Annotated in this window: 11 protein-coding genes; 6 read left to right on the forward strand and 5 right to left on the reverse strand. The window is 39.2% G+C overall.

Going from position 1 to position 11,274, the window contains the following annotated elements:
• Window positions 1-137: 137 nt before the first annotated feature.
• On the forward strand, window positions 138-1,763 hold the full coding sequence (locus ACTS4L_RS10575) for a TolC family protein (protein ID WP_440652019.1): 1,626 nt from the start codon (window positions 138-140) through the stop codon (window positions 1,761-1,763).
• Window positions 1,764-1,911: 148 nt separating this feature from the next.
• Here ACTS4L_RS10575 and ACTS4L_RS10580 read toward each other — a convergent pair whose 3' ends face one another.
• Window positions 1,912-2,157, reverse strand: coding sequence for a hypothetical protein (locus ACTS4L_RS10580; RefSeq protein WP_440617741.1), 246 nt, complete (start codon window positions 2,155-2,157; stop codon window positions 1,912-1,914).
• 150 nt (window positions 2,158-2,307) lie between these two features.
• Here ACTS4L_RS10580 and ACTS4L_RS10585 point away from each other — a divergent pair, with 150 nt between their 5' ends.
• Window positions 2,308-3,228: a hypothetical protein gene (locus tag ACTS4L_RS10585; RefSeq protein ID WP_440617742.1), complete on the forward strand. Its 921-nt coding sequence runs from the start codon at window positions 2,308-2,310 to the stop codon at window positions 3,226-3,228.
• A gap of 9 nt (window positions 3,229-3,237) precedes the next feature.
• Here the strand turns inward: ACTS4L_RS10585 and ACTS4L_RS10590 are convergent, their stop codons facing one another.
• The 4 genes from ACTS4L_RS10590 to ACTS4L_RS10605 form a co-directional block, all read right to left on the reverse strand.
• On the reverse strand, window positions 3,238-4,458 hold the full coding sequence (locus ACTS4L_RS10590) for a type II secretion system F family protein (protein ID WP_440617743.1): 1,221 nt from the start codon (window positions 4,456-4,458) through the stop codon (window positions 3,238-3,240).
• Between the two features lie 19 nt (window positions 4,459-4,477).
• Window positions 4,478-6,184 (reverse strand): type IV-A pilus assembly ATPase PilB, encoded by a 1,707-nt coding sequence (gene pilB / locus ACTS4L_RS10595; protein WP_440617744.1) that lies wholly within the window; start codon window positions 6,182-6,184, stop codon window positions 4,478-4,480.
• 77 nt (window positions 6,185-6,261) lie between these two features.
• Complete coding sequence (locus ACTS4L_RS10600; protein WP_440617745.1) at window positions 6,262-6,609, reverse strand: outer membrane protein assembly factor BamE; 348 nt, start codon at window positions 6,607-6,609, stop codon at window positions 6,262-6,264.
• A gap of 35 nt (window positions 6,610-6,644) precedes the next feature.
• Window positions 6,645-7,232, reverse strand: coding sequence for a D-sedoheptulose-7-phosphate isomerase (locus ACTS4L_RS10605; RefSeq protein WP_440617746.1), 588 nt, complete (start codon window positions 7,230-7,232; stop codon window positions 6,645-6,647).
• A 98-nt stretch (window positions 7,233-7,330) separates the two neighbouring features.
• Here ACTS4L_RS10605 and ACTS4L_RS10610 point away from each other — a divergent pair, with 98 nt between their 5' ends.
• Genes ACTS4L_RS10610 through ACTS4L_RS10625 form a run of 4 tightly spaced genes read left to right on the forward strand, consistent with a single transcriptional unit; the run spans window position 7,331 to window position 11,150 of the window.
• A complete protein-coding gene (locus tag ACTS4L_RS10610; protein ID WP_440617747.1) occupies window positions 7,331-8,098 on the forward strand; it encodes a hypothetical protein in 768 nt (255 codons plus the stop codon).
• 3 nt (window positions 8,099-8,101) lie between these two features.
• Window positions 8,102-9,097, forward strand: coding sequence for an HlyD family secretion protein (locus ACTS4L_RS10615; RefSeq protein WP_440617748.1), 996 nt, complete (start codon window positions 8,102-8,104; stop codon window positions 9,095-9,097).
• Complete coding sequence (locus ACTS4L_RS10620; protein ID WP_440617749.1) at window positions 9,097-10,011, forward strand: ABC transporter ATP-binding protein; 915 nt, start codon at window positions 9,097-9,099, stop codon at window positions 10,009-10,011. Before ACTS4L_RS10615 ends, ACTS4L_RS10620 begins: the two co-directional genes overlap by 1 nt.
• Window positions 10,008-11,150: an ABC transporter permease gene (locus tag ACTS4L_RS10625; RefSeq protein WP_440617750.1), complete on the forward strand. Its 1,143-nt coding sequence runs from the start codon at window positions 10,008-10,010 to the stop codon at window positions 11,148-11,150. The genes ACTS4L_RS10620 and ACTS4L_RS10625 overlap by 4 nt, the downstream gene beginning before the upstream one ends.
• Window positions 11,151-11,274: the final 124 nt, after the last annotated feature.

Here is an 11,274-nt window from a genome sequence, read left to right on the forward strand (position 1 = left end):
ATCAGTTTTATTTATTTCACTCATAATCTGTGGTCGTATTTCTTAAATTCAAACATCAAAAGTGCGTAACTTCAGTTTATAAAAAGGAACTAGGATGCAGGAAAGGCACTTGTGTCAAACAAATTGCTTTGATATTTGTGCCGTTAATCATGGCCGGTTGTAGCATTACGCCAACAGCAGTTGATCATGAAACGCAATTGAATAATACCTATAAAGGATTACATAATGCGTTCAACGCGCAACAGGCGATTAATCATAAGATTACATTATCGGAAGCGATTGCGCGCACGTTGAAATATAACCTTGATCATAAAGTGCAACAAGCACAATTAATGCTCGAATCGGGTAATTTAAAAGCAGCCTATATGGAAATGCTACCAGCCCTTAATATGGGTGTTGATTACAGCTTTAGAAATAATGATTTAATCCAAAACCTCGTAGACTCCAATGGTCAAGTCGTATCGGGAGATCAGAGCTTCACTCCGCGCGAGGTGATTAATCAATCATACGGTTTACAATGGAGTTTGTTGGATCTTGGTTTGAGTTACACCAGAGCTCAACAACAAGCTAATCGTGTGATGATAGCCGAAGAAGAGCGTCGTAAGATCACTCAACAATTGATTCAGGAAGTGGTTTCCGCTTACTGGAAGGCGTGGACGGCACAAACGATGATTTCTGAAGTGACTCGCTTTAAGGAAAAAGCAGAATTAGCCTTGAAGCGCTCCAAAGAGGCAGCCAGCAGCAAAGCCAACACCCCGCAAATTGAGCTTGATTATCAACAAGTACTAATTAAAGCGATTCGTAAAATTAATCAATTAAATGCACAAATTGCGGATGCGAAAGCCACTTTAGCGCGTTTAATGAATGCCTCTTTAGGCAGTGAATTTGAGCTAACCAATCCAGGGACTGATTTGGCGCAACTGCCGGATATTAATCCACAGTTTGAAAAAATGGATACTTTAGCATTGATATATCGCCCGGAATTACGCCAAGCTTCATATCAAGCCGAGATTGCCAAAAAAGGAATTCAAGCGGCAATTGTTAATATGCTGCCAGGTATTGATTTTACCTTTGGCTATAATGCTACAAATAATGAGTTTATGAAAAACCAATACTGGTTGGGAGGCAACATCGGTGCCTCGCTTAATTTGATTCAAACGGTATTAACCGGTCCATATGCCATTAATCTTGCCAATCAAACGCATAGCTTTGAACAGTTAAAACAAATTGCAACTACGATTACGGTATTAACCCAAGTGCGTATTGCCTATACGAACTATTTATTATGGCAAGAAGATGCTCACTATGCAGTGCAAGAGGCCAAAGTATCGATGTCGCTTTTTGAACATGCTGAAAAACTTGAAAAAGCCAATCAAGGCAATGAGCAAATCACCATACGTCGAGGTATTGAAGCGATTTCGGCACAGTTTGACAAAGATGTCACCTTAGCGCGTGCGCATGAAGCGCTCTCTAAACTCTATCAATCAATTGGTTTAGATATCATGCCTGCTGAAGCGCGCAATATGCCGTTAGCTGAGCTTGAGAAAAAAGTCACCTCGGTGCTCAAAGCACAAAGCCAAGGTGAGTTTAATCATCAGATTGATAAAGCCTATGCGGATATTAAGCCAACTTTAGATAAGATCAAAAGTGATATGTTGTTAGAAAGATCAGAGAGAGACAAATCAGAAGATCAAGAAAAACCAAAAGTGCTAGATAATAAAGAAGATGCATCGGCTAAGGATAACGCCAAGATAAAAGAATAGCGATAGAGCAGTTAACGACCATAGTAATAATTCAAAAATAAGTCGAGCTTCAATTACTCCCTCTATCAAATGTCAACTAATTAAAATCAACACAAACTACTTCACAACTAACACCTCAAAATGATTTACGATGGGTATATTATTAGGGCTACTCAGGAGCAACCGCCGATTTGCCATGAGATTCTTTCCAGTAGAATTGGTTCTCAACAATCGGTTGTTGGTTTTGCGGCATCGCATAGTTTTGATTATTTGGATTGTAATAACCCGGTGTTTTCGGCTGACTATCGGCATTCGGCGAGTCAAAAGCGCTAAACTGATTATGTGTGCAGGCGCTTAGTATGGTGGCGAATGATCCGATAAATATTGCATTGATTAATTGTTTTCTGGTCATCATGGGATAAATCCTTTTAGTCAAATGTCTTCAAAGTATCGTAGATAAAATATCGATTTGCAAGTAAATGCTGGATCATGGTAGAGGTTGTTATTTAAAAAATGATAGAATTACCAGTGTTATATTAAATAAAAATTGCTTAGGATAAATTCAATGAATCAAATAAAAAAAGTCATGTTGTTAAGTGCGGCATCGCTATTATGTATTAGCGCTTATGCTGATAGTAATACACCTTCAGAATCAACGATTAGTTTTTCTAAAAGTAGTGAAATCGTCGTTAAGTCAACGACTGCATTGGTAAATGTTATTGTCAATGCAACGGCTTTGCAGGGTGATAATACGATTATTCAAAAAGCAGCGATTCAAAATCTATCAGGTGTTTTACCAAAGATTGACTGGAAGGTGGTAGATTACAAAGAAAAACAAGCAGATAGTGGCGCGCAGAATATTCGATTGGTTATTCAAGCGCGTCTAACAAGTGAAGAAATTAAAACCTTGCAAAAAGAGTTAAAGAATAATAACTCAAATAATAGCCGCTTCAAAGTTGAGGTCGTTAATTTTGACCCAACCGCTGAAATGTTAGATCAAGCAAAAGACAATACCATGATTTCGATGTATCAATCGATTGAGCAGTATGTCAATGACTTTAATCATAAGACCAATAGCCATTATTTTATTCGTTCAGTCAATTATAGTGTTAGTCAATCTTCTGTTGAGCCGCGTGCGGTGATGTATACCAAAGTGAATATGCTAGCAGATGCCGCGCCAAAAGATAATGATAACCTGAGCGTTTCAAAAAAAATGGTGATGAATGCTTATGTGACGTTGGCACAAAAGGATAACCAATATTCAACTGCAAAGGATGCAAATATGAAAACAGCGCAAGTATTACCACCTGCTTATTTACAAGTAGCGGGCTTTAAACAATGCTTACAAACCGTTGATAAAGGCACATGGAGTGCATGGTGTATGCCAAAGACGCAACCGCAAGGTTGTAGTGATGCCAGTTGGAAAGCGTTGAATGATTTGAAAGCGCAAGGCAAATTAAATGGCATGGATGATTGCGATAATTAACTTCAATCATTAAAGCGCTTCACCAAGGCTAAACATCGGTACATACATACTAACAACCAAAAAGCCAACGATACAGCCTAAGATGATCATGATAATCGGCTCTAAAGCACTACTGAGATTAGTGACAAGCACGTCGACATCTTCTTCATAAATCTTAGCGATATTGGCAAGCATTTCTTCGACTTGCCCTGATTCTTCACCTACTGAGATCATCTGTAACATCAGCCCTGGGAAAACATGTGTTTCAGAAGCTGCATGCAACATCGTTCGCCCTTTGGAAATCTCATCTTTGATAAACAACGTCGCTTTTTCATAGCGTGAATTACCTGTAGCATTAGCAACTGTTGTTAATGCATCAAGCAAGGGCATCCCCGCTGAAGAGGTTGTTTCAAGTGTACGTGCAAAGCGGGCAAGTGAGGACTTTTGAATGACTTTGCCTATGACAGGAAGTTTAAGCAATGTGTAGTCAATCCATACTTGCACTTTAGGATAGCGCTTTTTAGCTACTTTAAATGCCACAATTGTGGCAACGACGACCACGACTAAAATCCACCAGTATTTCTGACTAAACTCTGAAAGGTCAATCGTGATTTGCGTAATGGTTGGCAACTTAGTGCCTGAGGAGATAAAAATATCGGCAAATGCGGGTACGGCATAATTAAGTAAAACCCAGGTAACAATAATGGCAACACAAATCACCATAATAGGATAGGTGAGTGCCTTTTTAACTTTCTTTTTAATACTTTGTACAGATTCGCGATGCGAGGCAACGCGATCAAGCATAACATCAAGCGTTCCGGATTCTTCACCGGCAGCACACAGGCTGCAGAATAATTTATCAAAGTATTTTGGGTGCATTTTTAGCGTATCACTAAACGAATTACCACTCTCGACATTTTGTTTAATTTGAATCAATAACTTCTTGAATGAGTTGTTTTTACTTGATTCCATGATTGTATCTAATGCGCGAATAATCGGAACTCCTGCGTGTGCCATGGTTGCCAACTGTCGAGCAAGCAATGTGATTTCGGCCTCTTTAATGCGTTGAGGAAAGAGCTCAATCGGTTGTTTTTTGATTTTGCTGATTTTAATCCCATTGCGTTCAATCTGTGCTTTAGCAAGGTCAATATTGATTGCTTCAATAATGCCATTGGTCTCAATGCTACGGCGATCATAGCCAGACCATAGAAATGTTTGCTTTTTGATACTGGTTTTTTTTACTGTTTTCATCTATTCACCTTCATCAATACTATATTGAGGTAACACGATGCGCTTCTTCAATTGAAGTGACACCATGAACTACTTTGATTAAAGCTGATTGTTGTAGATTGTCAATGCCTTCGCGCTGGGCTTGCTCAGCCAAAGTTAATGTGCTGCGCCCTTCGACAATCAAACGGCTCATTGCCAGACTCAGAGGCATTACCTCATATATGGCAACACGCCCACGAAACCCTTTAAAACAACGCGCACAACCCTTTGGATCATTGGTATATGCGGTAAACTCTTTTTCAACATATTGTGGTCTAATACCCATGTTTAATAACAGTTCACGGGTAATATCAGGGGCTGGTTTTTTGCAATGTGGGCAGAGCTTACGTGCCAAACGCTGAGCAATAATCAGTGACACAGAAGAGATAATATTGTAGTGGGGAATGCCCATGTCCAATAAGCGGTTTAGTGTCTCAGGCGCGCTATTGGTATGTACTGTTGATAATACTAAATGCCCTGTTTGCGCCGCTTTGATTGCAATATCAGCGGTTTCAAAGTCACGAATCTCACCAATCATAATAATATCGGGATCTTGACGTAAAAAAGATTTTAAAGCACGAGCAAATGTAAGTCCTTGTTTGTTATTAATTTGCACCTGATTAATCCCGTTAACATTGATTTCAACCGGGTCTTCAGCGGTAGAAATATTCTTATCAACGGTGTTAATGATGTGTAGTCCTGTGTAAAGTGTGACTGTTTTACCACTTCCAGTTGGACCGGTTACTAGAATCATTCCTTGGGATTGCTTTAATGCCGCAAGATAAACTTCTTGTTGATGCGGTTCAAAACCAAGCTTATCAACACTGAGATTTGTTTTGGCTTGATCCAAGATCCTTAAGACAACCTTCTCGCCAAAGGCGGTTGGGCAGGTGCTGACCCTAAAATCAATAACATGCGTCTTAGATATTTTTAATTTAAAGCGTCCATCTTGGGGGATACGCTTCTCTGCAATATTTAATTGCGACATGATTTTAATTCTAGCGGCGGTTCGTGCGGCAATTTTAAGTGGTGGTGTGGCAATCTCTTGCAGCAAACCATCAATACGATAACGGATTCTAAAGTTAGTGGCATAGGGTTCAAAGTGGATATCAGAAGCGCCTTTATTAATCGCATCAACAATAATTTTGTTGATGTATTTGATCACGGGTTCATCGTTATCACCAAAGTCATCATCATCCTCAAAATCATCGGACTCAACAATATCAAGATCAATTTCCTCAAGGTCCATGCCTTCAAGTGTTTTCATGGCATGATCAGTAGTATTCTCGGTAACTTCTTTGATCAAACGTCTAAGTAGACTGTCATCAACAATGACTTGTTCAATATCTAGATTACTGAAAAAGCGAAACTCACGTACGGCATTTAAGTTTAATGGATCACTGGTTGCTAATAGTAGTGTCTTATCTTTTTTGTAAAGCGGCAAACAGACGTAGTCATTAATCAGGCGCTCATCCAGAAAAGCGCGCGGAAAAAAGTCCAAATCATAAGCATTAAGGTCAAAAAGAGGTAAATTGAAAAACTGTGATGACTCGATGGCAAATGCATTGGCATCAAGTAGTTTATTGTGAATTAAATGAGTGATGAGCTGCTCATTGCTATTGTCTATTTCATCAATGGCTTGTTCAAGGTCATCATTATTAATAAGGTTTTGGCTAAGTAAAAAACTACTGATTCCGTGCTGAGTCATAAGCAATCAAATGGTTATCCATTACATGCTAGACAGTATAGGTGGAAAAAATGGAATTTTCTATGTGATGGCAAGAATTACTTGCTGATGTATATGGTCTCAGGTGGGGAGTAGTCACCACCTACTTGAGTAAGTTTGTTACCCTTGAACGTTAAAATGAGCTGTTTTTCCGAGCGTGGAGCATCAAATGAGTTTTGGAAGCTATAGATATAATTCCATTGATCTTGTGCAAAAGGATCAATTACATCCGGTGTCCCTAAGATATATTTGATTTGTTCTTTGGTCATTCCCGGTTTAATCTGTTTCATGATGTCTTGAGAGATGATCTTGCCTTGCTGAATGGGTGGTGTGTACGGAGTAAAAATGCTACACCCCGAAAGTAGAAGCGTGCTACAGGTAGCAAAAAAAATAAGTTGTTTTTTCATATTTATAACTTTTATCACTCACATTATGTATTGGGTTATACGCCAAAGAGACCATGATCGATTGCTTCACAAAGACAATTTATGACTGTCAATTGTCCCTCGTGGATGCAAGCAACTTGCTCAGAAGGGATGCAAATCTCAAGGTCACTCGGCCTGTACATGGCACGTATCTTACCACCATCTTTGCCGGTTAAGCTAATAATATGCATATTTTTTTCGTGTGCTACTTTGATAGCTTCTACGATACTTTCAGCATTTCCTGAGGTGCTCATGCATAATAGAATATCTTCAGGCTGACCTAAGGCGCTAATTTGTTGTGAAAAAGCATAACGAAAGCTATGATCATTGGCAATAGAAGTTAATGCCGCAGTATCACTAGATAGAGAAATTGCGGGTAATGCTGGGCGTTCCATGGAGAATTTATGCAAAAGTTGTGTGCTAAAGTAATTAGAAAGTGCGGCAGAACCGCCACTACCACAGCTTAAGATCTTCTTGCCAGCTAAAATGCTTGATACCAAGACTTGACCTGCATGAGCGATGGCATCGGCTAGACCGTCGGCAATTAGGATGCTTGTTTGAATTGAGTTGCTGAAATGATCTTTAACGCGATCTGAGAATTCCATATTTAAATTCCTGCCATCTAAGCATTGATATAACTATAAGATTTGATTAATCTGCCACAATAACATTTTTAGGTCAAATGGCTTTACGGAAATAATCAATGTTAAAACACAAAGGTGCTATTGTTAATACACTCAAAAGTGCATGGCAGATGTATCGTGCAACACTAAAATCGTGCTTTTTATTGGCAATGGTCAGCGCGGCGATTGCTGAGTATTTTAAACTGTATGCTCTAAATTCTGGTGTTGGTGAGGCAATACAAAGCTATATGCAGTCAGGGAAATTGCCAGATAGCTTACCAGATGCGCAATTCTTGGCGTTTTTAGGTCTATTTTCAATGTTTGTGACCATGTGCGTTTATGGGCTTTTGGTATGTGTTGGCGGTAATTACCTTAAAGAAGGTGTAGCGCAAAAAGAGACGATCAAAAAAGCGTTCATCATTTTCAAAAAGCGCTTTCCTTTATTCTTGATGGTTTGCATTTTAAATGGATTTCTATGGTTCTTGGCGAGCTTCTTAAATATATTTGGTCTGTGGTTAGCAGCAAGCTTCACGTTGATCTTATTACCCACAGTGCTTCTTGGTAATGTCGGTGTGTGGATGAGCTTTCGTGAGAATTTTCGCTTATTAACAGGCAACTTTCTTTATGCCTTGCAATTAGGCTTTATTGTGATGTTGGTGCTTTTACTTAAATATGTTGTCTACGCGTTATTTATGGCAATAGGTCATGCAGGTGACATGAACTTTGGCATTGAGCATGTTGTTATTGTTTTTGTTGATGCGTTAACTTTGCCACTTATCATTATGATTATGGTCGCAGCATTTGATGAGCTTAATGCGCGTGATGATATGCCTATAAGCCAAAGGTGAGTTATGATGAAGCCCATAAAATCTATGTATAAGATGATTGCTGTTGTTTCATTGGTGTTAATTGTTGTCATTGTTACGCTATATTGGCGCATGTCGCAACAAGACTCAAAAGCTTTACCAGGTTATATTGAGGCGAATTTAAGTTATATTTCATCCAGTGTTTCAGGTCGATTAGTCAGTCTCGATGTGCACAAGGGGCAATTGATTAAAAAAGGTCAGTTACTTTTCACCTTGGAGAAGGCGCCGTATCAGTTGCAAACGGAGGTGGATAAGGCGTCAGTGCTAGCGAATCAGTATACTTATGAGGATTTACTTACAGGGAAGCGTAGACCTTATATTGATCAAGTTGAAGCTGAAATTAAAAAAGCACAGGCTGATCTTGAGTATGCTAGATTAAGCTATGAGCGATCACAGACTTTAATAAAAGATGGTAGTATTTCCCAACAAGCCTACGATTTAGATCTCTCTAAATACAACCAAGCAGTAGCGCAATTAGAAACACTTAAAGCAGAATTGGTAACCTATAAGCTTAAGGCGCGTGAAAAACAGATTCAAAGTGCCAAAGCAAAGGTTGTGTCAAGTCAAAAAAATCAAGCACTTTCGCAGTGGTATGCTGATCAGACAAATATTGTTGCCAAAAGTAATGCGATGGTTTTTGATACCTATTATTGGCCAAATGAGGAAGTTCAAAGCTATAAGCCAATTGTGTCACTATTAATTCCAGAGCAAATAAAACTTATTTTCTATGTGCCTGAGCCTGATCTACATCAAATAGCGATTGGGCAAATGGTTTATTTTCGCGTTGATGGATTAGGTCAAAATAATAGTGCCACGATAAGCTATGTTTCACCTGAAGCAGAGTATACACCGCCTGTTATTTATAGTCAGTCAACACGTGCAGACTTAAGCTTTAAAGTTGAAGCAAAAATTGATAAAAAAGCGATGAAAAACTGGCACCCTGGACAGCCCGTGAGCGTTTATTTGACAAAGGAGTCGTGATGTCTTTGGTCATCGATGTGCAAAATGTCAGTAAAAGCTTTTATGGCAAAAAAGTTGTTAATAATATCAATCTTCAAGTTGAAAAGGGTGATATTTATGGCTTTCTTGGACCTAACGGTTCTGGTAAAACAACCACTATTCGGATGATTTGTGGACTGCTTGAGGTTGATAGTGGTCAGGGTACTTGTTTGGGCTATGATATTAAAACTCAAGGGAGTCTCATTAAGCAAAAGGTTGGCTACATGACGCAACGGTTTAGCCTTTATGCTGATTTGACGATAGAAGAGAATCTGAATTTCTTTGCGCGACTTTTTAATGTAGCTAATCGCAAAGAGAAAGTTCAGCGAATTATTGAGCAGCTAGAGATTGGTCAGGCACGTAAAAAACAATTAGCAGGGACGTTATCAGGTGGCTGGAAGCAGCGACTTGCTCTAGGTGTGGCAACCATTCATGAACCTGAGTTGTTGTTATTAGATGAACCAACAGCAGGTGTTGACCCTAAGGCGCGACGTGATTTTTGGGATGAAATTTTTCGATTGTCTCAACAAGGAATTACGACACTGGTAAGTACACACTATATGGATGAAGCTGAGCGTTGCAATAAATTAGCTTATATTGCTTATGGTGATTTGTTGGTTAGTGGCACATGCGCGAAAGTGATAGACTTGGCGGGATTGAGAACATGGATTGTCCGCGGGAAAAATTTATCACAGTTGCGTGTAGACTTAGCGCAAAACAATAAAATTGTTCAGGTTTCAGCTTTTGGACTTGATTTGCACGTTAGTGCGTTAAAAAATACTGATATTAACGATGTGCTACAGCAAAATTGTCACTATGAATGGCAAGAGATTAAACCTTCCTTAGAAGATGTGTTCATTCATTTAATGCAGCAACATCAGGATAATTTCTCATGAAGTTTCAATATGGTTTTAGTTTGCAGCGCTATATCGCTGTGATGATGAAAGAATTTACGCATATGCTGCGTGATAAGGTTACCATTGGTATGGTGGTTGGAATTCCTTTGATTCAATTAATCTTGTTTGGATTTGCGATTAACACCAATCCGCGGCATTTGCCTACCGTTTTAAATGTTTATGACAACACACCGCAAGTAAGGCAATTAGTTTCGGCGTTACAAAATAGTCAATATTTTGATATCAAATATGTGAATATTGCCAAAGAAGAAGCTCAAACACTGATGCAAGAAGCCAAAGCTCAGTTTGTTGTTGAGATTCCTGCAGGTTTTACAAAAGAGATGTTGCGTGGTCAAAAGCCACAAATACTTTTAGTTGCTGATGGCAGCGATCCTTCTGCTTCAGGTAATGCGATTAATGCGCTTAAAGATTTAACAAATACAGTTTTCACGCGTGACTTTAGTAAAAATGGTTTCTCATATCTGCAGTCAGGTCAGTCAGCATTCAGTGTGGTTGTGCATAATAAATATAATCCTGAACAGATTACTCAGTACAATATTGTGCCTGGTTTGGCAGGTGTTATCCTAACGATGACATTGGTAATGGTGACAGGTCTTGCAATTACGCGTGAGCGTGAAGTTGGGACGATGGAGTCTCTTTTGGCAACACCTGTGCGCCCGCTTGAAGTTATTTTGGGTAAAATTACACCCTATATACTGGTGGGTTATGCGCAGTTATGCCTGATTCTTTACGCAGCAATAATGCTCTTTAAGGTGCCTTTCTATGGTAATGTGCTTTTACTGATTATAGCGACTTTGCCGTTTATTATAGCCAATCTTTTGGTTGGCATTACCTTTTCAACCATTGCCAAGACGCAGCTTCAGGCAATGCAGATGACATTCTTTTTCTTTTTGCCTTCGCTGCTGTTGTCAGGTTTTATGTTCCCATTTTATGGTATGCCAGTTTGGGCGCAGTATATTGGAGAGGTATTGCCGCTAACGCATTATTTGAGAATCATCAGAGGAATTGTGTTAAAGGGTAATGAATTTGCCCAAGTATTTTCTAGTGTGTGGCCAATACTCATCTTTGTGTTGATAGTTGGCGTAATATGCATTAAACGGTATCGTCAAACATTGTAAATTTCTATTAAATGGGATGTGTTTTGACCGATTTTAAATAAAAACACAAAAAGATGAAAAAAGGGGTTGCGGGGTGTGAATTGGTGTGTATAATGGCACCTCGTTCTTGGCGAGAATGTTCGCG

Origin of the sequence: Cysteiniphilum sp. 19S12-1, from assembly GCF_052030685.1 — a bacterium.
GTDB lineage: Bacteria > Pseudomonadota > Gammaproteobacteria > Francisellales > Francisellaceae > Caedibacter.